Origin of the sequence: Pseudoalteromonas ardens (assembly GCF_030125445.1) — a bacterium.
GTDB lineage: Bacteria > Pseudomonadota > Gammaproteobacteria > Enterobacterales > Alteromonadaceae > Pseudoalteromonas > Pseudoalteromonas ardens.
On the sequence record NZ_JASJUV010000011.1, the window covers coordinates 17,260 to 40,626 of the forward strand.

The window sequence follows — 23,367 nt, forward strand, 5'->3', positions numbered from 1 at the left end:
TGCTTGCCCTAGCTGACCACAGGACATTTGTCCGCATCTTTATAGAGGTACATCGGTCTGATGTGACCAAGCAACCCCTGCCATCTGGCCAAAAATCAGCAAACATAACGCTTCACTGAGAAGTCAACATGCCCACCAAACGCTAAATTGTGGAAATTATAACTCATAACCAATAGCTATAACTGTGAACAAGTGTGTGCTATCACGCTAAACCCCTTGATATATATGAGGTAAGCCTTTTCGCTTCGTTTGATATAACTTTTAGTTATAAAAACTGGGTTTAAGTTATTTTTTCCCTGCCAGTACGCGGGATATTCTGCCACTCTAGAAAAAGCCAGAGTTGGCTTATATCAAGTTTTACGATGTTTAAGGGGCAACAGCGTGCAGTACTTACCTATCTTTACCAAGTTGGACAACAAACCCGTGCTGGTCGTCGGCGGCGGTGAAGTTGCACTGAGAAAGATCCGCGCGCTGCTGAAAGCGCGCGCCGATGTAACTGTACTGGCCCCTGAATTCTGCAACGAACTCATACAGTTGTCTGAAGAAGGCGAGCTGCATCTGAAGACAGCCTACTTTAGCGCCGACGCCGTTGACAGCATGGCACTGGTTATTGCTGCCACCGACAACGATGACGTCAACGCACAGGTGCGAGATGCTGCGGATGCGCGCAATATTTTCGTCAATGTCGTTGATGACCAGCCAAAGTGTAGCTTTATTTTCCCGTCTATCGTTGACCGCAATCCAATTACGATTGCGATTTCCAGTGCCGGTACAGCGCCTGTATTGGCGCGCCGTTTAAGAGAAAAGCTCGAAACCCTGATCCCACAACATATCGGCCCACTGGCTGAACTGGTTGGCGGATTCAGAGACAAGGTCAAAGGCCGTTTTAAGCATTTTGCGGATCGCCGTCAATTCTGGGAGCGGGTATTCGACTCTCATGTCGTCAGTAAAGTACAAAGCGGAGACACACAAGGTGCACAACAGCAGCTACATGACATGCTGGACGACACCGCAGAGCCACAAGGCGAAGTCTATGTCGTAGGCGCGGGCCCGGGCGATCCGGAACTACTGACGCTCAAAGCGCTGCAATTGATGCAACAAGCTGATGTTGTGGTGTATGACTACCTGGTGTCTGATGAAATTATGGAACTGGTCAGACGCGATGCCGACCTCATCTGTGTCGGTAAACGTGCCGGACACCACAGTGTTAAACAAGAAGACACCAATCAGATGTTGGTTGAGCTGGCCCAGCAGGGTAAAAAGGTGTGCCGTATCAAAGGCGGCGACCCGTTTATTTATGGCCGGGGTGGCGAAGAAGTACAGGTACTGGCTGCGGCTAACATCCGCTATCAGATAGTCCCGGGCATCACAGCTGCTGCGGGATGCAGTGCCTATGCAGGTATTCCGCTAACACACCGTGACCACGCCCAGGCGATTCAGTTTGTTACTGGACACTGTAAAAAAGAGGGCCAGGAGCTGGACTGGCAGTCGCTGGCCAAACCGAATCAAACTCTGGCCATTTATATGGGAGTCATTAAGTCTCCGCATATTCAGGCCCAACTACTGGCCCATGGCCGCAGTGAACACACGCCGGTAGCCATCGTCGAAAATGGCACCCGCAAGTCGCAGCGTGTTGTGACTACTGAGCTTGGCCAGCTGGCAGCGCAAATCGAAGCCAATAATATCCAGTCACCGGCATTGCTGATCATTGGCGAGGTCGCTGCATTGCATCAGGAACTGGCCTGGTTTGGTAAAACAGAACAAATTGCAAGTTACGCTCAGCCGCTCGCTAAGATCGCCTGACGCATGAACCACTTTATTTTTAGTATTTAAGTAGGACGACGACAATGGCTTTAACTCACCTTCAGCAACTTGAGGCTGAAAGTATAAAGATTATTCGCGAAGTCGCTGCTGAGTTTGAAAACCCAGTGATGCTTTACTCCATCGGTAAAGACTCATCGGTACTCCTTCACTTAGCACGTAAAGCGTTTTTCCCGGCAAAGATCCCTTTCCCTCTGCTGCATGTAGACACGGACTGGAAATTCCGCGAGATGATTGAGTTTCGAGATCGTCTGGCCAAAGAATATAACTTTGACCTGATAGTGCATAAAAACCCGGAAGGGTTAGAGATGGGCGTTGGTCCATTCACTCACGGCTCAGCCAAGCACACTGACATCATGAAAACCCAGGGCCTTAAACAGGCATTAAACAAGTACGGCTTCGATGCCGCATTTGGTGGGGCGCGCCGTGATGAAGAGAAATCGCGCGCGAAAGAGCGAGTCTACTCTTTCCGCGACAAACACCATCGCTGGGACCCGAAAAATCAGCGCCCTGAGCTGTGGAATACCTACAACGGTCAGGTAAACCCGGGCGAAAGTATCCGTGTATTCCCGCTGTCAAACTGGACTGAGCTGGATATCTGGCAATACATCTATCAGGAAAACATCGAGATCGTACCGTTGTATCTGGCAGAGAAACGTCCTGTGGTTGAGCGTGATGGTACGTTAATCATGGTTGACGACGAGCGCATGCCGCTGGCGGAAGGTGAAGTGCCTGAGATGAAGTCGGTACGTTTCCGTACACTGGGCTGCTACCCGCTGACTGGTGCAGTTGAGTCAGAAGCAAACACCCTGACCGGGATCATCGAAGAAATGTTGTTATCGACCTCTTCAGAGCGTGAAGGCCGGGTCATCGACCATGATTCATCCGGGTCAATGGAGAAGAAAAAACGTGAGGGGTATTTCTAATGTCTACCGCAAATGAAGTAAAAGAACTGGGGATCGAAACCTACTTATCACGCCAACAGGACAAAAGCCTGTTGCGCATGATGACCTGCGGCAGTGTAGACGACGGTAAATCCACCCTGATCGGCCGTTTGCTGCACGACAGCCACCAAATCTATGAAGATCAGCTGGCAGCGCTGCACAAAGACAATGAAAAAGTCGGTAACGCTGGTGAAGAACTGGATCTTGCGTTGCTGGTTGATGGTTTGCAGGCAGAACGAGAGCAAGGGATCACCATTGATGTGGCGTATCGCTATTTCTCAACTGCGAAGCGTAAATTCATCATCGCCGATACACCGGGACACGAACAGTATACTCGCAACATGGTAACGGGTGCTTCCACCAGTGATCTGGCAATTATTCTGGTAGATGCCCGCTATGGTGTACAGATCCAGACCAAACGCCACAGCTTCATCTGTGACTCTCTGGGTATCAAGCAATTTGTTGTGGCCATCAACAAAATGGACATCGTTGACTTTGATGAAGCCGTGTTCGAGAAAATTAAAGCCGATTATCTGAAGTTTGCTGAGCAACTGGACGTTAATGACATCAAGTTTGTGCCTATTTCGGCTCTGAAAGGTGACAACGTTGTTACTCGCTCTGAGCACACGCCTTACTACACCGATCAGCCACTGATGGCGCTACTAGAAGACTCTCCGGCTGCTGAACCAAACAGTGCATTTGAAGCCCGTTTCCCTGTGCAGTATGTAGTACGCCCTAATCTGGACTTCCGTGGTTTTCAGGGCACGTTGACTTCTGGCGCGCTAACTGTTGGTCAGGCGGTTAAGATTTTACCTTCGGGTAAAACCAGCACCATCAAAGAACTGGTGACGTTCGACGGTAACCTAGAGCAAGCTGAAACCGGTCAGGCACTGACCATCACTTTGAATGACGAAGTGGATGTCAGTCGTGGTGATGTGATTGTCCCGGCAGACTCATCGACTAAGGCAACCAACCTGGTCCAGGCCAAGCTGGTATGGATGCACGAGGCGCCTCTGGTGCTGGGCAAAACGTACAACTTCAAGCTGGGCGCGAAGAGTACGGCTGCCATCGTGAAGCAGATTGACCACACGATTGACGTCAACACCCTGGAGCATGGCCAAGCCGACAGCCTGCAACTGAATGAGATTGCCATTGTCACGCTGGAGCTGACGGAAACCATTGCTGCCGATGTATATCGTGATAACCACGAAACGGGTGCCTTTATCCTGATTGACCGTCTGAGCAACCTGACCGTAGGCGCAGGCATGATCGATGCCATTTTGGATGAGCAAGTCAGTGAAAAGCAACAGTTCAGCGAATTTGAACTGGAGTTGAATGCGCTGGTTCGCAAGCACTTCCCACACTGGCAAGCGCTTGATTTAAGCAAGCTGAAATAACGGCTGTATGCCTGTTAACGGGAGTTATCTATGCTGCTAGAGCAGATCATCTTAACAGGCATCATGCTCGTGCTGGTCGCGTGTCTTTTTGGCACGCGGCTTAACCCGGCCTGGTTATTTGTTGGCGCCATCAGCAGCGCTTACCTGACTGGGCTCATCGATCTGGAAACCATGCTGGTCAATTATGCGAACCCTTCGCTGATCACACTGGTTTTACTAGTCCTGGTGTCTATCGCCATCGAGAAAACCACCCTGGTACAATACCTGGCACGTTCACTAGCCAACGGCTCGCTGGCACGCTCGGTCATGAAGCTGGGGTTATCCACGGCCTTTTTGTCGTCTTTTACCAACAACACCGCCGTGGTGGCGTCTTTGATCAGCACCATCAAAGACAGTAAAACCCATTCACCATCTAAGCTATTGTTGCCACTGTCCTATACCGCTATCCTGGGTGGGACGCTGACCCTGATCGGCACGTCAACCAATTTAATTGTCAATGGTTTCGCCATTGAAGCCGGTATGGCACCGTTGGGCTTTTTTGACTTTACACTGGTCGGTATTGGCGCGCTGGGTGTGGGCCTGGTTACCATCATTTTATTACTGAAGTTTTTGCCCGATCACGGCCGTAAAGAAGAAGAGGTTGTGCCTTTTTACCTGGAAGGGAAAGTCACCTCGGGCTCTAAACTGATTGGCCGGACAGTTGAAGAAAACGGCTTGCGTGATCTGCGTGATTTATTCCTCGCGGAGATCATCCGCGGCGAGCGCCGCATTTGTGCGGTCACACCACAACAAGAAATACAACTAGGTGATGTACTGTTGTTTGTTGGCGACATCAAGTCTGTACCTTTATTGCGCCGCTTCGATGGCTTACAAGTGGTGCATGACAAACATGAAAAAGATGCCGAACACCTGGTGGAAGTCGTGATCAGTCAGTCGTCTAAGTTTTTAGGCAAAACACTCAAAGAGATCCGCTTTCGCGAACAGTTTCATGCCGCGGTGATTGCCATTCGTCGTGGTCATGACCGCCTGCCCGGAGGCCTGGGTCAGGTCAAACTACAGGCCGGGGATTCTTTAATCCTCGCCCCTGGTGGAGATTTTTATCAGCTACCGGATCTAAAACGCGAATTTGTTTATATATCTGGCCTGGACCTGCAAACCCATTTAACGCAGCCACAATCGAATAAAGTAATGGCTGCCTTTGTTGCCGTGCTCGGCCTGGGTATCTTCGATGTTGTGCCTTTAGTCAAAGGCCTGATGGTTTTATTACTTGGACTGGTGCTGTTTGGCTCCATCAAAGTCAGCGAAATGAAACGTCGTTTTCCCATTGAGCTGCTCGCCATTGTAGGCAGTGCCATTGGCTTAGCCAAGCTGATGATAGACACAGGGTTAGCAGGGCAGATTTCCGATGCGCTGTTTTATGTCCTGGGCGACTTTGGTCCATATGGTGCCTTTATCGCCATTTTTGTGATGACGGTGGTGTTCACTGAATTGATCACCAACAATGCGGCCGCCGCGCTGTCATTTCCTGTGGCATACGCGCTCGCGATTGGTTTTGGTGTGAACCCACTACCCTTTGTAATGGCAGTCGCCTTTGGCGCATCAGCCAGTTTTATTTCCCCTTTTGGCTATCAGACTAATCTGATGGTATACAGTGCAGGCAATTACCGGATCAAAGACTATGTGACCGTCGGCCTGCCGCTCTCAATCATTTACTCGATCACTGTGCTGACGCTGATCCCGTTAGTTTTCCCGTTTTAGTGGATAGGAATTATGGATACGAATATTGTCTGGCATAACTATGCCGTGAATAAAACACATCGCAGCGAACAAAAAGGCCACCGTCCGGTTATTTTGTGGTTTACTGGCTATTCTGGCTCGGGTAAAAGCACCGTTGCCAACGCACTGGAGAGTGCCCTGCAGCAACTGGGTGCCCACACTTATTTACTCGATGGTGACAATGTGCGTCATGGTCTGTGTAAAGACCTCGGATTCAGCGATGAAGATAGAGTCGAAAACATTCGTCGCGTGGGTGAATTGAGTAAACTCATGGTCGATGCCGGACTGATCGTCCTCACCGCCTTTATCTCACCCTTCCAGGCTGAGCGCGACATGGTTCGTGATCTGGTTGAAGACGCCGAGTTTATTGAGGTGTATCTGGATACACCGCTGGAGGTGTGTGAACAACGCGATCCAAAAGGGTTATATAAAAAAGCCCGTGCCGGCGAGATCAAACACTTTACCGGCATCGACTCTGACTATGAGCCACCAAAAAACCCGGAGATCCGCATTAATACCGGTGAAAATAGTCTGGACCAATCGGTGCAACAGCTGGTAGCGTATCTACAACAGCGCGAGATAATCCATCTGTAGTACCAAGGAAAAACCATGAACGACACCGACTTACTCGAGGAGATAGTGAATCTGGCACGACGCGCCGGAGAGAAGATCCTCACTATCTATGCCAAAGACTTTAACGTTGAGTACAAAGACGACAAAAGCCCGGTGACCGACGCCGACTTAGCCGCTAATGACGTGATCACAGCGGGTCTGAAAGCCCTTACTCCAGATTTACCCATCCTCAGCGAGGAAAGCGCAGAGATCAGCTGGCAGGAGCGCCAGACCTGGCAACGCTACTGGCTGGTCGACCCCATCGACGGCACCAAGGAATTTATTAAGAAAAACGGTGAGTTCACGGTCAACATTGCCTTAATTGAAAATGGCGAACCCGTCATGGGCGTGGTCCATGCACCGGCACTGAACGTGAGTTACTTCGCCGCTAACAGCATCGGCGCTTTTAAAGAGTGTGACGAAGCACGCATTGAGCTGAAAGTCACCCGTAAAGACAACCAGGGCACCATCCAGGTGGTTGGCTCACGCTCTCACCCATCGCCTGATTTAGCTGAATATCTCACACAGTTTGACGATGTGAACATGGTGCCAAAAGGCAGTTCATTAAAACTATGTCTGGTCGCTGAAAGTGCTGCTGATGTCTACCCGCGTTTAGGCCCAACCAGTGAGTGGGATACCGGTGCAGGACACGCAGTAGCGAAGATCGCTGGTGCAACCGTTACCCAGCTGGATGGCAGCCCACTGCTATACAATCAAAAAGAGTCCTATCTGAATCCCTATTTTGTGGTTTCACGACTCAACTAATCTCTGAGCCTTACCCAGTCGGGTAAGGCTTCTCTCTTATGTCCGTCACCATAAGGAAATACCATGTCACACACTACGATCAATTTTGCCGAAAAGCTGGCGCTATTTTCAGAGCACTGGAGCCCTAAAGTCATTGCTGAAATGAACGACTATCAGTTCAAACTGGTAAAACTTCAGGGGGAATTTGTCTGGCACGATCACCCCGACACCGACGAAGTGTTCATCGTGCTATCCGGCGAGATGCAGATTGCCTTTCGGGACCGCACAGAGCATCTGAAAGAAGGTGACATGCTGGTTGTGCCCAAGGGCGCAGAGCACAAACCCTACGCCGAGCATGAATGTCAGGTACTGATTGTCGAACCCAAAGGAGTCGTCAACACCGGAGATGCCGACAGCTCACTCACCGCACAAAACGATGTCTGGATCTAACTCACAGATGTAAAGCGCACGAACCGAATAAAGAAACAGGCTTAGCACACTAGTTTGGCTTTTTATTAAGCAATTGAATCAGATATGTGCGACTTTTTCCTCTTTTGCTAGTGACAAGCCTGTTAAAAATTTTTATACTGCCAGCGCTTTTTAGGTCTCTGCTAAAAAGCGCGAAAAAATAGCCCTATAGCTCAGTTGGGCGAAACAAGACCGAAGCATCGCTTCGCAGCTTGTTGAGGTGGAGGCAGGACGCCGACAGGACCTCGCTTCATGGATGAATTTATTGAGCACTACAATCTGAAAATGGCCCTATAGCTCAGTTGGTTAGAGCACCCGACTCATAATCGGTAGGTCCCTGGTTCAAGTCCAGGTGGGGCCACCATTTTTCCTCCGAGATTGTACTTCGTAATAAACTTCAATCTTTTTTGATACTCAAATAATTTACGTTACAACCAAAAACCATAGCGCCCTAACCTGGTTCCAAGTATGCTAATACCATTGCATAGCAAAGGACTTTCATCATGCCTAATCAAATGTTTACCGATGTCGAACTGCGTATCATGTCCATTCACGTTAAATCGCTGGGCCTGGTAGACAAGTTACTCAGTGAGCGCAAGTTTGAGATCAAAGTGTTCAGTGCAGTAAGCGACGGGGTCGCGGATCATGCATTTAATATGGAACTCAATGTAATGCCAGTCAGTGAAGGCGGCACCATCAGCTTTGGCCCTGCTGGTTATACGATTTATCGTAACCGGGCTGGTCAGATCCCGCGTTTTCTGGATGCGCATATTGCCGTATTGGAAGATGACAGTGACATCCGCAGTACGGCTAAGCTCATGGCAAAAGTCAGAAAAACCACGGCATTTGGCGAGCTCACCCGTACTGTAGCAGCTGCGGCGGCCAATCCCTTGTTTGCTGTTGGGATGAATGTCGCGGAAAGCCTGATGGATATTTCTATTGATGTGCTAAAAGAGAACCAGGATGACCTGTGGTTGCGCCGCTTTTTTAGCTTTAATTACAATATCGAAGGCTATGAGGGCGTCGCCGAGTTTGAGTCAGACGAAGTGCAGATCACACTGCAACTCTTTACCGGGTAACGCCCTTCACTATCAGGCCTTTACAGCAATCACCGTACCCTGAGTGAGTGGCTCCAGTTTAGCCGATGGCAACGAAAACACCGCGTGTGGTGTGCCAGCCGCAGCCCATATCGTCTCGTATTGCAGCAAGTCCTCGTCAATATAAGTAATTGGCTTGCTCAGGTGTCCGGTGGGGGGAATACCGCCAATGGCAAACCCGGTTACCTCACGGGTAAATTCAGCGTCGGCTTTTACCAGCTTTTCTCCCAGATGTTTTGCCACTATCTTTTCTTTTACCCGGTTGCTGCCACTGACTAATAGCAACACCGGTTTTCCGCTTTCTTTGCCTTTAAAAATCAGTGATTTTACAATTTGCCCCAGTTCACACCCTATGGTGTGTGCCGACTCTTCCGCCGTGCGCGTACTGCCGGGCAATTCCAGTACCCTGAATTCACATCCCGCAGATTTTATCGAATCCTGAACCCGTTGAGCACTTTTACTCAATGTCTCTGTATCTTGGCTGATCATGACCGCTCCTTGTTTTAGTCTGAATTAATGTCTTTTTCACCCTAGCTAAAAAACATCAATCAGGCCAAACACATTGCATGATTTGATGATGATTTTCTTTCATCTGGCCCAACGGCTCTCTTTTTTCTCTTTGCTCCAAAATAACAACGAGGAATCAGTACTTTTCAACTACACTTATGTTTAGAAGGCTTTTTACGCGAGGTCCGGATTGGACAAGGGACAGCCCAAAATCGACTACTCAGTCACAGGGCCATGTGATAACACAAAAGAGAGATAGCCGAGTGACCAAACTGTACTCCATTGACCTCAAGCTATGGCTGACACTCAGTGCTTTTTTATTTGCCGCCCTATTGGCAGTCGCTTTGGTACAAGTGCATCACGACACCCAGCAAGAAAGCTTACTGGCGATCACAGACGCGACGTTAAAACGAGACCTTTCCTCGCTCAACCTAACCACCCAGCAACACCTCTCTCACAATGAACTAAATGAAATCCGTAATACCCTGATCGCTTATCAACAAGGTCAGCACTACAACCAACTGGCGCTGGTCGATGCACAAGGCATTGTTCTGTATAGCAGCACAGAAGGTTATGAGGGTCAGCACTATAGTGATACACCCTTAAAACTCAAGCCAGAAGCACTCAGCCAACGGCTCAGTCCGCCTTATCTGATGGTGGAATACATCAAGCACAAACACCTGTTTCAGGCCTACAGTACTTATGAACAACAAAGCGCCGTGGCGACGGGCACGCCATTGCCAGCCCTCATCTATGCCGAATATTCCATTGCCACTCAGACGCAACAGTTGTTGGAATACACGCGGATGAAAACGCTGTCTATTCTGGCTATCGCGGCATTGTTAACCGCACTTGTGCTGTATTTCACCCGGCTGTTTATCCACCGCCCGGTCTCTCAACTGGTTGCGCTCAGTGAACGACTGAGCAGCTTTGATTTTAGTGAAGCGCTTGAAACACGAGGCGCAGGAGAATTTAAACACCTGGCGGACAATCTCAATCGAATGGCACATAGCCTGCAAACCGGCTGGCAACAGACACTTCAGGCGGAAGCTGAAGCCAGACGCAAAACAGCAATACTGGAGGGCATTTTCTCGGCCCTCCCTGACTTGTTTTTTATCATAGATAAGCAAGGCACTATATTAGAGTATCATAGTGGGCAAACCGACGACTTGTACGTGCCAGAAGCCCAATTTTTGGGGCATAAAATTGAAGAGTTTTTACCCGCACGAACCTCCCGACACTTTACTCGTGCTATCCAAAGCATAGAGCAACCTGGGCAGCTAACACAGCTTGAGTACACCTTGCCCTTTGACGACGGCAATCGTCACTTTGAAGCACGTCTCAGTGCCCTGCCCGGCTCCGATTCGCTGGTCATTGCGGTACGCAATATCACCGATAAAAAGCGTCAGGAAGAAATCATTCTTCATCATGCCTTCTACGACACACTGACAGACTTGCCCAATCGCTTTTTAGTTCTCGATCGTCTCCAGCAACTGATCCACGATGCCAGACGGGACAAATCACTGGTTGGCATTGGCTTTATTGACTTAGATGACTTTAAAAAAGTCAATGACTCGATGGGGCATGAAGTCGGTGATAAAGTTCTGATCCACTCGGCGCAGCGACTCAAATCGGCACTGAGAGAAAAAGACACTGTGGCCCGCTTAGGGGGCGATGAGTTCATCATTTTACTGGGCGATTTAAAAACCAATGCTGATATCCACCCGATTGCAACCAAACTGGTTAAACTCTTTCATGCCCCATTTGACATTGACGGTCGCGCTTTTAATATTTCGCTGAGTCTGGGGATCGCGATTTTCCCTCAAGACGCCGACACCCCTAACGACCTGCTGCGTAAAGCAGACTCAGCCATGTATAACGCAAAGCAACAAGGTCGCAATACCTATTGCTTGTTTACTGAAAGCATGAGTAATACGCTGCAGCGACGGCTGATGCTTGAAGAAAGTATGCAAGGCGCGCTGGAGCGTGGGGAATTTGAAGTCTACTACCAGCCCCAGCTTGACCTGCAGGCACGTAAAGTCGTCGGCGCTGAGGCATTATTACGCTGGCACAGTGAAACCCTGGGACCAATCTCACCTGCTGAGTTTATTCCATTGGCGGAGCAAACCGGCTTTATTATTGATTTGGGTAAATTTGTTCTAAATTCTGCAGCCAGTACGTTACAGCAGATACATACGCAGTTTAATACGTCATTGCGTCTGGCGGTCAACTTATCACCCCGCCAGTTTAACGATCCGGAACTGCTCAGCCATGTGGAACACCTGATAGCACACTGTGCCTTGCAACCCGGCACCCTGGAACTGGAAATCACCGAAGGCTTACTATTAAGCGGTGACAGTACAATTAAGGCAACCCTTACTACCCTTCAAAAAATGGGGGTTTTGATCTCAATGGATGATTTTGGTACTGGCTATTCTTCGTTGAACTATCTGCGCCAATACCCATTTGATGTATTGAAAATTGACCAGAGCTTCATTGCCGATATGCATGCAGGCAACGAATCAGCATATCTGGTGAAAAATATCATTACCATGGCACATGGCCTGGGGCTCAAAGTGATTGCAGAAGGCATAGAAGATCACGAGCAGCTAAACCGCCTGGTAGAATTTAATTGTAACATTGGACAGGGCTATCTGATCGGCCAGCCGATGCCTGAAGCAGCATTTCAGGATTGGCTTGAACACAACTTTACCCGTCCTGAGAATATAATGAATAAATCCCTGTCGATACAAGACTATTAAAAAGAATATGTTAGTATTGCATGGCAGTGTAAGGATTTAGAACATGAATATAGAACAACTGGTAAGTAAAGCTAAGCAAGTTTGTGACAATCGGGGTGCACGTTTTACCCCTATCCGAGAGAAAGTTTTTCGCTTACTCGCTGCCAAACAAGGTGGCGTGGGCGCCTATGACCTGTTGGAAGAGCTCAAGCTGACCGAGTCCGGGGCTAAGCCAGCAACTGTGTATCGCGCATTGGATTTTCTCTCAGAATTGGGGTTTATTCACAAGATTGAAAGCACAAATGCGTTTATGTTGTGCCATCACTTCGATTGTATTCACCCTGTGCAATTATTGATCTGCGATTCCTGTGGTCACGTACAGGAGCTGCATTCCAATTCCATTTCGCATGAACTGAATAACCTGGCTGCCGAGCATGGCTTTCTTGTAAAAGCACAAACGATTGAAGCGCACGGGCGTTGTGGAAAATGTAATGAGTAGTGCAGCATAGTAAAAAGCCCACTACACTTAAACCAGCGTCCGATACAATGTAGGAACCTAGGGAAGAAGCATATGAATGTAGAATTCATCAACCCTTTTTTATCGTCTCTGATGAATGTACTGGCCACCATGGCACAAACAGAACTAACGCCTGGCAAGCCTAAGATTAAAAAAGATGAGGTGGCACGCGGCGACGTGTCCGGGTTGATTGGCATGGTGGGCCCGCAGACCAAAGGCTCCTTTTCTATCAGCTTTGATGAAGGTCTGGCTCTGACCATTATGGAAAGAATGCTGGGTGAACGCCCGGAAAAGATCAATGAAGAAGTCACAGATATGGTTGGCGAAATCACCAACATGGTCACAGGTGGCGCCAAAAATTTACTGGGCGAGAAAGGCTATGAGTTTGATATGGCCACTCCAATCGTGGTGTCCGGGCCAGGTCACACCATCACCCACAAATGTGAAGGTCCAAAGATCATCATGCCGTTCACATCAGATGACGGCAACGCCAACATAGAGGTGAGCTTCGATAAGCTATGAGCTGGCATCAAACACACATCACACTCAGGCCGCGTCAACGCGGCTTTCATTTGATTGATGACGAGGTCCTGACCCAACTGCCACAGCTGGGTTACTACAAAGTAGGCTTGCTACATTTGTTTATCCAGCATACCTCTGCCAGCCTCACCATCAATGAAAATGCCGACCCCACCGTACGCATGGATATGGAGAGTCACTTCAACCACTTTGTGCCCGAGCGGCAGAGTTACTATCGCCATGATTACGAGGGAGATGATGATATGCCAGCTCATATTAAGTCGAGTACACTGGGCTGTGAGGTCACTATTCCGGTCAGTCAGGGACGCCTGCAGTTAGGCACCTGGCAGGGGATCTATCTCGGGGAACACAGAGACCATGCAGGTAGTCGCGCTATCGTCGCCACCTTGCACGGTCAGTTATTGGAATAGACAATCCGTTCAGTCTGGTTCAGCAAGGTAATCATAACTTACCCGCGGTGTGATATTGCATAGCAATTCATAGGGGATAGTACCTGCGCACGCTGCCACCTCTTCAACAGGCAGCGCAGGGCCCCACATTTCAACCTCGTCACCAACACTAATGCCATCCGGGTTACAGCCTATGTCCACCGTGATCATATCCATAGAGACGGCACCAACAATGCCATAGCGCTTACCTCTTATGACTACGGGTGTCCCATCCCTCGCATTGCGCGGATAACCATCCCCGTAACCCATAGCCACAATTGCCAACTGAGTTTGTTGCTTACTGTGCCAGCGACCACCGTACCCAACCTTCTCTCCAGCTGCCAGTGATTTAACGGCAATCACCCGAGTTTTCAGGCGCATCACAGGCTTCAGTCCGTGCTCAGTACCAACCTGGTTAATCATAGGTGAAACGCCATACATCATCAAACCGGGCCGGATCCAGTCACCATGTGACTGTGGCCAGCCTATAACACCGGCTGAGTTAGCCAGACACTTAGCTTCCGGTTTACTCTGTACCAGGCGCTCAAACGCGGCAATCTGAACCTGTGTTTGTGTGCTGTGAACATCATCCGCACAGGAGAAATGTGTCATCAGCTTAATCTTGGGGTCAACGTTGTCGCAGGCTTTGAGACGCTGATAAAATGCCTCGAACTGCTCGGGCTCAATACCCAGACGGTGCATACCTGTGTCTATTTTTAGCCAAACCGACAATCGCGCGTCCAGTTGACTGGTTTCAATGGCCCGCAGCTGGTTTTCATCATGAATAATGGCTTCAAAGTTATTGGCGATAAGAATAGGCAAATCGGCACGGTTGAAGAAGCCTTCAAGTAACACGATTGGTTTAGTCAGGCCACCGGCACGTAAAGCCAACGCTTCATCAATACGTGCGACCGCAAAGGCATCTGCATCATTGAGGTGCTGTGCAATTTTAACCAGACCATGCCCATAGGCATTGGCCTTAAGCACAGCCATAACCCGTGTACCAGGTGCCAGTACCTTAATCTGTTTTAAATTATAGCTTAAAGCCGTGAGGTTAATTTCGGCGGTTGCCAGGCGCATACATACTCCTAATTCGGGCTGCCGATTTAGTCACAAAGGACGAATATCTTAGTATTCGTCATCCACTGCAGGACCGGCATAATTGTCGAACCGAGAGAATTGCCCCTGGAAGGTTAACCTAACCTTACCAATCGGACCATTACGCTGTTTACCGATAATAATTTCTGCAACGCCTTTTTCCGGACTGTCGTCGTTATACACTTCATCACGGTAGATAAACATGATTAAGTCGGCATCCTGCTCGATAGACCCCGATTCACGTAAGTCTGAGTTAACAGGGCGCTTATCCGCCCGCTGCTCCAGCGTACGGTTAAGCTGCGACAGGGCTATCACCGGGCACTGAAGCTCTTTTGCCAATGCCTTAAGTGAACGAGATATCTCGGCGATTTCTAAGGTCCGGTTATCCGATAAACTGGGGACTCGCATCAACTGCAAGTAGTCAACCATGATCATGCTGATCCCGCCATGATCCCGCGCAATCCGCCTCGCTCGTGAGCGCACATCGGTCGGAGTCAGGCCTGAGGCGTCATCGATGTACATCTGCCCCTTTTCCATTAGCAAGCCCATGGTGGAGGACAGGCGTGCCCAGTCGTCATCATCCAACTGACCCGTCCTGACCTTAGTCTGGTTAATGCGTCCCAGTGAGGCCAGCATCCTCATCATGATCTGCTCTGAGGGCATCTCCAGCGAGTAAATAAGCACAGGCTTGTCTTGTGTCATCGCCGCATGCTCAGCCAGGTTCATCGCAAAGGTGGTTTTACCCATCGACGGACGTGCCGCGACTATGATCAGGTCTGACGGTTGCAGACCGGCGGTCATCTGGTCAAGATCAGAGTAGCCCGTGCTCACCCCAGTTACACCATCCTGCGGCGACTGGTAAAGCTCTTCGATCTTATCCACGGTTTTTTCCAGAATGCTGTGAATACTCTGCGGACCTTCGGTACTCTTAGTGCGTTGCTCAGCGATTTTGAATACTTTACTTTCCGCCAGGTCCAGTAATTCGTGGCTGTCGCGTCCTTCCGGGTTGAAACCCGCCTCGGCGATTTCATTGGCAACCGTGATCATCTCACGGACCACCGCACGCTCACGGACAATGCTGGCATAAGCATCTATGTTCGCCGCACTGGGGGTATTTTTCGCAATCTCAGCCAGATACGCAAAGCCACCCACAGTTTCTAACTGGTTATTCTTCTCAAGGTTTTCCGAAATAGTGATAAGGTCAATCGGCTGACTGGCTTCAACCAGCTTGGTCATTGCCTCAAATATCAACTTATGGGTGCGGGTATAAAAGTCCTGCGCAACGACCAGCTCTGCAACCCTATCAAACGCCTGATTATCAAGCATAAGTCCACCAAGTACAGACTGTTCAGCCTCGATGGAGTGGGGAGGGACTTTTAGGGTATCGACTTGTTGATCAGGTTTCGCCATATCACTACAAACACTAAGGGAAAGACCTGTTATTGTATACGTAATTGGGGTGGAAATGAATCTTGATTATCGCTCTAATGTAGGCCGAAGGAGGCGCATTGCGCGCCCCCATCACTGCATTACAGTTTCTTCAATGCAATGCGTCCACTGACAGTATCGATTTCCACATCCACGTCACCATCTTTGACTACAAATTCCAATTCCCGGGATGGGCCATATTTGGCTTTTTTCTCTTTGTCTGTTGAAAGCTCATTGATGATCCGTCCACCTGCATGGGCATCAATGTCAAAGCGTGCAGACAGCTCTGTCGGGAAGTAAAAGTCAACATCGCCACTGACCGACTCAAACCGAATATTCGCGCTTTTTTCGAGCGCTCTCAGACGCACGCTAATTTCACCATTCACGGTACTCATGCGTAAGTCTTTAAGGCTGGCAATATCAAAATCAACTTCTCCATTGACGTTTTCAACACGAATATCAGTGGCCTGAGTCACACTCTCAATGCCGCCATTGACCGCATTGAAACGCAACTTGCCATTTGATGCCATATCTTCGATATCACCATTGACCGTTTCATAACGAATATTGCCAGATAACTTTTTGCCTTCAATGTCACCATTCACGGTTTCCAGTTCAACCTTGCCGCTGAGCTCATTGGCCTCAATGTCCCCGTTGACTGTAGTGACGGCCACTCCAGCCTCAAAATGACTGACATCCACGTCAACACTCACCCCTTCAAAGTTAAGCTCACTTTGCTTTGGCATATAAATGGTCAACCGAGAGCCATCTCGCTGGTTGTTCCAACTCTTGCTACGGCGTGGCATTTTAACGATAAACTCGGTCACACTGCCCTGCGTTTCCAGCGTGTAGCCTTCAGCCAGTTCATCCAGTTCACCACTGACCTGAAAGCTTGGCTTATCCCATGATTTAATTGTCACTTTACCACGCTGGCTTTCAATAACGACTTTGCCATCCAGCGGTATTTCTATCTGTTCGTCAATCTTGTCACCCGCCAGGGCAAACAGCGGCAGCGTAGCCAGTCCAAAAATGATTGCTTTCATGCTTCTCTCCTAAATCTGTTGCCACTGGGGCTGATGTACCTTAGTGATTAAATCTAACTGTTGCTGGTAAACCTGTGCCAGCATCTTGAGCAGAGCTGCGTTGTCCGGATCTTTCATCAGTGCCAGCTTAATCGCCTGCTCTGCTTCCTCCAGTTCCTGCAATGGCCCTTGCCAGTCTTTCGTCAAGGCAGGCTGTGCCTCATACTGAACCAATAATGTCTGTTTTTTCTGCTCAAAAAAAGCGCTCATATGGGTCATAGTATCTTGCCTGGGCTGTGTCATAATGACCTGCCAGCTCAGTAAACCAGCCGAAACACAGGCAGCGACCCCCGCCAATTTTATCCAGGGGCTGCGTGATGGAGCCACGGTGCTGGATACATTGATGGCTTTTTCAATACCCTGCCACAAATCTCTTCGTGGTTCAGGCAGCTGATCCTGATCTTGCTGCCGCGGCAGTTGTTGCTTCAGAAACTGCTCAAATGTTGGTTTACTCATTGTCATACCACTCCTGTAACAATTTCCTGGCCCGGTGAAACTGCGATTTACTTGAGCCTACCGCCATATTCAACATATTAGCGACTTCTTCATGGCGGTACCCTTCTACCGCGTGCAACACAAACACCAGACGCGCTCGCTCCGGCAAACGTAAGATCAGTTTGTCAAGCCCGTTGAGCGATTGGCATTGCATTATCTCGGCGTGTTCCATCCCACTGTCTTCGAGGCTAACCACCTTTTGCAGCCAATTTTTTTGTTTACGTAAATAACTGATCGCGACATTCGATGTGACACTGTGTAGCCAGGTAGTAAACTTTGACTGGCCCTGAAACTGAGCAATTTTGTGCCAAAGCTGTACAAACACCTCCTGTGTCGCATCTTCCGCATGTGCCTGATCAGCGAGCAAACGTAAACACAGTCCATACACCCTGCGATAACACTGCTGATAGAGCTGTTCAAACGCCGCTTGCTCGCCCTGCTGAGCACGCTGCACTAACAGCTCAATCGTATCTGGGTTAAATGCCTCTTTGGCATTGATTATCATAGAGTATTCCTTCGCTTGCGAGTCATCATCGTGACATATCAGGTGCTATAAAGAAAGTAACCCAATGGTGCGATGTTTGGAGGATAAGACGAGCGTGGGACAACAAAAGGTTTAAACAGGCGAGAAAAAATTTTTCTAAACAGCTATTAGAAGGGTTACTCTTCGTCTTCATCGGGTGTCTGGTACTCGTCACCAGACTCAAAACGCCACCCCATAAACTCCAGTTTTGCCGGCGTGATCACGCCACCGTTACCAAGATTGAAGTTTTTCAGCGCTTCATCAAAGTGCACACCACTGCCGCCCGTTGCATCTATGGTTGCGCCACGAATGGTGCCATAAAACTGGCCACTGCCGCGCATAGCAATGCTGGTCACCGGCGCATATATGACAGCGTACATTGAACTGGCGCCCCGCATTGTGATGCCATTCTGGCCAGAGTAGGATGAGAAGATGCTCAGGCTTGGAAAACCACTACCAGTCAACCCTTCCTGCTCTGTAAGCACTACTCCACTGGCGCCAAATTCCACTTTGCCGGTGACAAAAATGGCCAGGCTGCTGCCTGCTTTGATGGTGATACTGGTGTGGCCCGTCATTTTGAGGTCGCCATCAACCAGCCAAATCACGTCCCCACCTTCTATGGTAATGGTGCCATCACTGGTGAGCTTCATGTTTTTCATGCCAAAGACATATTCGCTGCTGGTATTACTCTGGCCATGATTTTGCGTCAGATGCTGAAACAAATAGATGTCCGCAGGGCTCGAAGACCATGTACCGCTGCCACCCCGTATATAACGGCCTTCACTTGGCGTGAAGACATAGTCGGTCTGTGCACCAACCGTAAAATCCGCATAATTGTTATTACTGTCGATGACGGAAGGCATATTAAGCGGTAAAGCCAGCGGATCACATTCTTTGTCAGGGTCATTAGGGTCATAATCTGGCGAGCTTGGATCATAAACACGCACCGCTTCAACCTCAGGGTTCACGTTGAAACGATCTGCTGAATAATGGAGCCCATCCTGAACATGACTACTCTGGAAGCTGCCCGTTCCCCCATACATGATATCTAGCTCGGCCCGATTTTGATTGAGGATCTCAGCACCCCACTTCATGCTCACATCTCCGTTTGCACGCAGTACTCCGGTTATCTGACCACCATTGTGTTTGACAAACCCCTGAGTGAGCACATCTCCGTCAACCCGCACCCCACTGCCCGCAGAAATGTCGATCCCGGTATTCGATTGCACAGTGCCAACGACAGGCGAAGACCCTTTGAGATACAAGATGCCTGATGCTTTTACATCGCCCATTATGGGTGAATGACCATTCAGCACCACATCGGCATCACCAATCACAGTATTTACATCACCATTGCTGGTACGCGTGTCTTCATAACTGCCCACAGTGGAGTCATAGCTATCAACCAGGCCACTACCAGCCAGATTAACCCCTTTACATCCAGTTACCGCATTTTGAAACACCGAACTGCGTTCGGCTGGCGTGTATTTAAAGTAAGAGACCATACGCGCATGCGCCTGATCATCATAACGCTGACCCAAGCTGGCAATCGACACTTCGTCTCCGTTGACTGACAACTGTGCGTTATAGCTTGTCCCATCCAGCTCGCCCGTACCCAGCTTTGATCCAACCTGCTGTACTGCTTGCTCAAGTGTCAGATTGGCGTTATTGGTGATAGCAGCTTTAAGTGCCTGACCCCGCTCTATGACCCCTTTTTCGGCCAGGAGACGGGCATTGAGGTCTTTTTGATAATTACCACTCAGACGCTCCTGTACCAAGGTATCTTTAAATGCAGCAAACACAACGACGCTGGCCACTGAACTCAGTAGCATAACTTTAATCAGGGTAAATCCACGTTGTCTTGTACTCTGCATCTTCATAGTGTCACCAATTGGCCGTCGCCAGCACTTGCTGGCTCGCAGCTACGTCTATTTGGATCCCCGCTGCATACTGCACTGGAATGCCCACGGGCGTTACCGTGATCGACGTGATCAAGCCGTTGACGGAAAAGCTCAAGGCATTTACACCGCGCAATAAACGTTGAGCAGGCAAGTTATCCGAGCTGATATCACACAACAAATAACCATCAAGCAAGGAAAAAGTTTCTGTATAAGTGACCGCAGGTACACTGCCATCACAGGCCGGCGTATTTGCTACTTGCGTGACTTCTAACGCGCTACCATTGAGTCTGACCTGGGGCGTAGAGGCTGTTTGCTTAATGCTTCGGGTCATAAGCTGGCTGGTGTAACGGATCACTTCCTGCGCTTGTGCCAATTCCTGGTTAACAGCAATGGTGCTGCGAATGGTCGAATAGGCCACTGCAATACCACCGAGCATAAACAGCCCTATCGATAATGCTATCAAAAGCTCAAGCAGGGTAAATCCGCGGCAGTTCATCAAACGATTCATAAGCAAACATTAACAAAGCTGGCATGCAAGGAAATTTGATCCACCCCCGTATCTGTCATACGTTCGTCATGCCAGCTGACTGACACACTCATATCAAGGCTAAATGTGTCGGGTAGCGTCAACGTGAAACGCGGATCATTCGGGTACAATCCTGCCGCTGTCGGATTCGTACCTGGGTTCAGGCTGGTATTGACACTTTGGTAATGGCAAATATCCGGCCAGATCCGCTCTATTGCATTCTGGCCATGGATCAGGGCAATGGTGTAGTTAAAGCTATTCTGTGCAAACTGCATGGCTTTTATCTGCGCCGCAGCAAGCCCCAGCAAGGCAATGGCTGCGATGACCATAGACACCATGACTTCCAGCAATGAAAAACCTTTTACTACGCGCAATTATCTGTCGCCTTACCCAACCAACTTTGCCCACTATGTAGAATGCACAAACGCACATCATCCGTTGCCGCATCGTTATCTGAAATCAGAATGTTACTAAATGCACTCAACTCACCACTTGAACGTAATGTTCTGTCGACCAGGTTCACCGCCACTTGGTTATGATCAATCGTAAAACGCTTTAGAGTCACTTCCTGGCCTTGCTCAACCACCTTCATGACCCAGTCGCTGTTTTCCAACTCCAGCTTTACCGGCACTTCTCGTTTTACCGCTTCACTGCGCGCAAAACGATAAAAACTACTTAACTCGTTTGCCGTGGTATTAACCCGGTCTTGTTTAATCTGACCTATTAAAGACGGTGCTGCAACCATAGCCAGAATAGCAATAATCGCCAACACCACCAACAATTCAATAAGCGTTACACCGCGCTGAGTATGTTTACCAACAGTCATTCAGGTTACCTCCCTGATTGCCCAAATGGTCTAAAGTCAGCACGCCACATACGTCTCTGTTCTGGCTCTCATCGGCCACTGGTGTCGCTCTTAAAATATAGCCCATATTGCGAAAATCACCGTTCGCACCTTGTGGCTTATTACGCGCCTCGTAGCTGAACGTGTAGTACTCTGCAGCAGGCAGACCCTCGAACGTTGCAGTATTAGGATAACCACCATTGCGGGAATAAATGCGCTCCAACGTGGCACTGGTTTGCAACAACAAGTGTTGTGCATCCAGTCGTCTGCTTTCACGCACATACTCGCTGTAGTTTGGCAATGCCACACTAGCCAGGATGGCAACGATCGCAATGGCGATCAGCAGCTCTATCAAAGTAAATCCACGCATTCTGGAGGTCTTAAGCATATTGGGTTTCCCACCTAAATGATAACGCTGTCATAAATCATTGAGTAGACTGTATGACATTTAACCAATAAAAAAAAGTGCCTGTAATAAAAACAGTTAACTAAAATATCACAAAACAGAATTAGCTAAAACAGGAACACGCTTACAGTCTATAACAGCCGGGCTTTTTACCCTAGAACAACCGTGAGGTCAGACCATTAGATTTTAGCTTCAATTGTTCCCGTAATGACTATAAGCCGTTTACGAGCGCCGTTGTTTTGATTTGGATTAATTTTCCGACTTGTGTTGTAAACCTTCCATGATGATCCCGATAATCATCAGATCCACACACTGAAAATTGGAGTTGTTATTGTCTTTCAGAGATTGGGAATACAACCGCGCACAGATGCGCGCGGTTGGGGCTTAATAAAATTAAGCTTCAGCGATCACGATTACTTTGATAGCTGTTGTCACGTCAGTGTGAAGCTGGATAGTTACGTCGAACTCACCTGTCTCACGGATAGTACCGGTAGGCAGACGAACTTCTGACTTAGCAACTTCAAGACCTACTGCAGTGATAGCGTCGGCGATATCGCGAGTACCGATAGAACCGAATAGCTTACCTTCGTCACCCGCTTTAGAAACCAGAGTCACTTCAGCAAGTGCTTCTAGTTTTTCAGCGCGCGCTTGTGCAGCAGTTAGCTCTTCAGCGATTTTCGCTTCAAGCTCAGCACGACGTGCTTCGAAAGTTTCGATGTTAGCTTTAGTTGCAGGAACTGCCTTGCCCTTAGGGAAAAGGAAGTTACGTGCGAAACCAGATTTAACTGAAACCTGGTCACCTAGGCCACCTAGGTTTGCGATCTTGTCTAGTAGAATAACTTGCATGTCTCTACACCTTTTAAAAACTGTTAATCAGCTGCTTACTTGTGTAAGTCAGTGTACGGAAGAAGGGCTAGGTAGCGAGCACGCTTGATAGCAGTTGCTAGCTGACGCTGGTATTTAGCGCTAGTACCTGTGATACGGCTAGGTACGATTTTGCCACTTTCAGTTACATAGTTTTTAAGAGTAGCCAGATCTTTGTAATCGATTTGTTGTACGCCTTCCGCTTTGAAACGGCAGAACTTACGACGTCTGAAATAACGTGCCATGAGTAAATTTCCTCAATTAATTCTTTCGATATGTTGTGCATGTAATACAAGTTGACTCAAGCCACTGCGACTTTCGTGTCGGTTTAAAAAACCGCGTACCTGTAAGGTCTGCCCAACGTATAAATGCTCTAGTTGAGTCCGGAACTGCTGTCCGCTGGCAACCACCTGAATACGCACATAACTGTTACGATTTAGGTCGGCTTCTATCTGCATCGATTTATGTTCTAAAACAAAAATACAATGCGCGATGCCCGCGGGGCTTTGACTGTACTTAGGTGGCTTACAGACCGTGCCAGATAATACCAGCTGGTTTGTATACAGTTCAGACTGAGTGCTCACCAAACTACCAGGTCAATTCCGAAT

The 23,367-nt window shown here is 48.8% G+C and carries 26 protein-coding genes and 1 tRNA gene; 13 read left to right on the top strand and 14 right to left on the bottom strand.

Features of this window, described 5'->3' with window-relative positions; translation table 11 throughout:
* Positions 1 to 381 precede the first annotated feature (381 nt).
* The 9 genes from cysG to QNM19_RS22660 all read left to right on the top strand — a co-directional run bounded on the left by cysG (position 382) and on the right by QNM19_RS22660 (position 8,841).
* Entirely contained in the window at positions 382 to 1,803 is a 1,422-nt protein-coding gene (gene cysG, locus QNM19_RS22620) for a siroheme synthase CysG (protein ID WP_049865870.1), read from the top strand.
* Between the two features lie 44 nt (positions 1,804 to 1,847).
* Complete coding sequence (gene cysD, locus QNM19_RS22625) at positions 1,848 to 2,747, top strand: sulfate adenylyltransferase subunit CysD (RefSeq protein WP_010387327.1); 900 nt, start codon at positions 1,848 to 1,850, stop codon at positions 2,745 to 2,747.
* Complete coding sequence (gene cysN, locus QNM19_RS22630) at positions 2,747 to 4,162, top strand: sulfate adenylyltransferase subunit CysN (RefSeq protein ID WP_049865871.1); 1,416 nt, start codon at positions 2,747 to 2,749, stop codon at positions 4,160 to 4,162. The genes cysD and cysN overlap by 1 nt, the downstream gene beginning before the upstream one ends.
* A 33-nt stretch (positions 4,163 to 4,195) precedes the next feature.
* Positions 4,196 to 5,920, top strand: coding sequence for an SLC13 family permease (locus QNM19_RS22635; protein ID WP_082225555.1), 1,725 nt, complete (start codon positions 4,196 to 4,198; stop codon positions 5,918 to 5,920).
* Positions 5,921 to 5,932: 12 nt separating this feature from the next.
* On the top strand, positions 5,933 to 6,532 hold the full coding sequence (gene cysC, locus QNM19_RS22640; protein ID WP_049865873.1) for an adenylyl-sulfate kinase: 600 nt from the start codon (positions 5,933 to 5,935) through the stop codon (positions 6,530 to 6,532).
* Positions 6,533 to 6,547: 15 nt separating this feature from the next.
* Positions 6,548 to 7,315 carry a 3'(2'),5'-bisphosphate nucleotidase CysQ gene (gene cysQ / locus QNM19_RS22645; RefSeq protein ID WP_049865874.1) on the top strand — a complete coding sequence of 256 codons (768 nt, stop codon included), beginning with the start codon at positions 6,548 to 6,550 and terminating at the stop codon, positions 7,313 to 7,315.
* Positions 7,316 to 7,378: 63 nt separating this feature from the next.
* Positions 7,379 to 7,744: a cupin domain-containing protein gene (locus QNM19_RS22650; RefSeq protein WP_049865875.1), complete on the top strand. Its 366-nt coding sequence runs from the start codon at positions 7,379 to 7,381 to the stop codon at positions 7,742 to 7,744.
* A gap of 305 nt (positions 7,745 to 8,049) precedes the next feature.
* Positions 8,050 to 8,126 (top strand) — tRNA-Ile (locus tag QNM19_RS22655).
* 139 nt (positions 8,127 to 8,265) lie between these two features.
* Positions 8,266 to 8,841: a hypothetical protein gene (locus QNM19_RS22660; protein WP_049865212.1), complete on the top strand. Its 576-nt coding sequence runs from the start codon at positions 8,266 to 8,268 to the stop codon at positions 8,839 to 8,841.
* A 12-nt stretch (positions 8,842 to 8,853) separates the two neighbouring features.
* Here QNM19_RS22660 and QNM19_RS22665 read toward each other — a convergent pair whose 3' ends face one another.
* Positions 8,854 to 9,348 carry a YbaK/EbsC family protein gene (locus QNM19_RS22665; RefSeq protein WP_049865211.1) on the bottom strand — a complete coding sequence of 165 codons (495 nt, stop codon included), beginning with the start codon at positions 9,346 to 9,348 and terminating at the stop codon, positions 8,854 to 8,856.
* Positions 9,349 to 9,629: 281 nt separating this feature from the next.
* Here QNM19_RS22665 and QNM19_RS22670 point away from each other — a divergent pair, with 281 nt between their 5' ends.
* From QNM19_RS22670 to QNM19_RS22685, 4 genes are all read left to right on the top strand, one after another.
* Positions 9,630 to 12,128, top strand: coding sequence for a putative bifunctional diguanylate cyclase/phosphodiesterase (locus QNM19_RS22670; protein ID WP_284027245.1), 2,499 nt, complete (start codon positions 9,630 to 9,632; stop codon positions 12,126 to 12,128).
* A 43-nt stretch (positions 12,129 to 12,171) separates the two neighbouring features.
* Positions 12,172 to 12,606, top strand: a complete 435-nt coding sequence (locus QNM19_RS22675; protein ID WP_010386279.1) for a transcriptional repressor — start codon at positions 12,172 to 12,174, stop codon at positions 12,604 to 12,606.
* Positions 12,607 to 12,678: 72 nt separating this feature from the next.
* Entirely contained in the window at positions 12,679 to 13,146 is a 468-nt protein-coding gene (locus QNM19_RS22680; RefSeq protein WP_010386278.1) for a chemotaxis protein CheX, read from the top strand.
* Positions 13,143 to 13,574 (top strand): secondary thiamine-phosphate synthase enzyme YjbQ, encoded by a 432-nt coding sequence (locus QNM19_RS22685; protein WP_010386277.1) that lies wholly within the window; start codon positions 13,143 to 13,145, stop codon positions 13,572 to 13,574. Before QNM19_RS22680 ends, QNM19_RS22685 begins: the two co-directional genes overlap by 4 nt.
* 9 nt (positions 13,575 to 13,583) lie before the next feature.
* Here the strand turns inward: QNM19_RS22685 and alr are convergent, their stop codons facing one another.
* The 13 genes from alr to priB form a co-directional block, all read right to left on the bottom strand.
* A complete protein-coding gene (gene alr / locus QNM19_RS22690) occupies positions 13,584 to 14,672 on the bottom strand; it encodes an alanine racemase (RefSeq protein ID WP_049865208.1) in 1,089 nt (362 codons plus the stop codon).
* Positions 14,673 to 14,720: 48 nt separating this feature from the next.
* Positions 14,721 to 16,100, bottom strand: a complete 1,380-nt coding sequence (gene dnaB, locus QNM19_RS22695; RefSeq protein WP_049865207.1) for a replicative DNA helicase — start codon at positions 16,098 to 16,100, stop codon at positions 14,721 to 14,723.
* A 119-nt stretch (positions 16,101 to 16,219) separates the two neighbouring features.
* Positions 16,220 to 17,161 (bottom strand): DUF4097 family beta strand repeat-containing protein, encoded by a 942-nt coding sequence (locus QNM19_RS22700; protein WP_284027246.1) that lies wholly within the window; start codon positions 17,159 to 17,161, stop codon positions 16,220 to 16,222.
* Positions 17,162 to 17,170: 9 nt separating this feature from the next.
* The gene (locus QNM19_RS22705) at positions 17,171 to 17,656 is read right to left on the bottom strand and encodes a hypothetical protein (protein WP_049865206.1); all 486 of its coding nucleotides are present in this window, start codon (positions 17,654 to 17,656) and stop codon (positions 17,171 to 17,173) included.
* Entirely contained in the window at positions 17,649 to 18,200 is a 552-nt protein-coding gene (locus QNM19_RS22710) for an RNA polymerase sigma factor (protein ID WP_010386271.1), read from the bottom strand. The genes QNM19_RS22705 and QNM19_RS22710 overlap by 8 nt, the downstream gene beginning before the upstream one ends.
* Positions 18,201 to 18,355: 155 nt before the next feature.
* The gene (locus QNM19_RS22715) at positions 18,356 to 20,098 is read right to left on the bottom strand and encodes a DUF7305 domain-containing protein (RefSeq protein WP_284027247.1); all 1,743 of its coding nucleotides are present in this window, start codon (positions 20,096 to 20,098) and stop codon (positions 18,356 to 18,358) included.
* A 4-nt stretch (positions 20,099 to 20,102) separates the two neighbouring features.
* The gene (locus QNM19_RS22720; protein WP_049865205.1) at positions 20,103 to 20,627 is read right to left on the bottom strand and encodes a PilW family protein; all 525 of its coding nucleotides are present in this window, start codon (positions 20,625 to 20,627) and stop codon (positions 20,103 to 20,105) included.
* On the bottom strand, positions 20,624 to 21,019 hold the full coding sequence (locus tag QNM19_RS22725; protein ID WP_049865204.1) for a type IV pilus modification PilV family protein: 396 nt from the start codon (positions 21,017 to 21,019) through the stop codon (positions 20,624 to 20,626). Before QNM19_RS22725 ends, QNM19_RS22720 begins: the two co-directional genes overlap by 4 nt.
* On the bottom strand, positions 21,010 to 21,471 hold the full coding sequence (locus QNM19_RS22730) for a pilus assembly FimT family protein (RefSeq protein ID WP_049865203.1): 462 nt from the start codon (positions 21,469 to 21,471) through the stop codon (positions 21,010 to 21,012). Before QNM19_RS22730 ends, QNM19_RS22725 begins: the two co-directional genes overlap by 10 nt.
* Positions 21,458 to 21,877, bottom strand: coding sequence for a type IV pilin protein (locus QNM19_RS22735; protein WP_049865202.1), 420 nt, complete (start codon positions 21,875 to 21,877; stop codon positions 21,458 to 21,460). Before QNM19_RS22735 ends, QNM19_RS22730 begins: the two co-directional genes overlap by 14 nt.
* Positions 21,878 to 22,288: 411 nt before the next feature.
* Positions 22,289 to 22,741, bottom strand: a complete 453-nt coding sequence (gene rplI, locus QNM19_RS22740) for a 50S ribosomal protein L9 (RefSeq protein ID WP_010386264.1) — start codon at positions 22,739 to 22,741, stop codon at positions 22,289 to 22,291.
* Between the two features lie 35 nt (positions 22,742 to 22,776).
* Complete coding sequence (gene rpsR / locus QNM19_RS22745; protein WP_010386263.1) at positions 22,777 to 23,004, bottom strand: 30S ribosomal protein S18; 228 nt, start codon at positions 23,002 to 23,004, stop codon at positions 22,777 to 22,779.
* 12 nt (positions 23,005 to 23,016) lie between these two features.
* Complete coding sequence (gene priB / locus QNM19_RS22750) at positions 23,017 to 23,346, bottom strand: primosomal replication protein N (protein ID WP_049865201.1); 330 nt, start codon at positions 23,344 to 23,346, stop codon at positions 23,017 to 23,019.
* Positions 23,347 to 23,367: the final 21 nt, after the last annotated feature.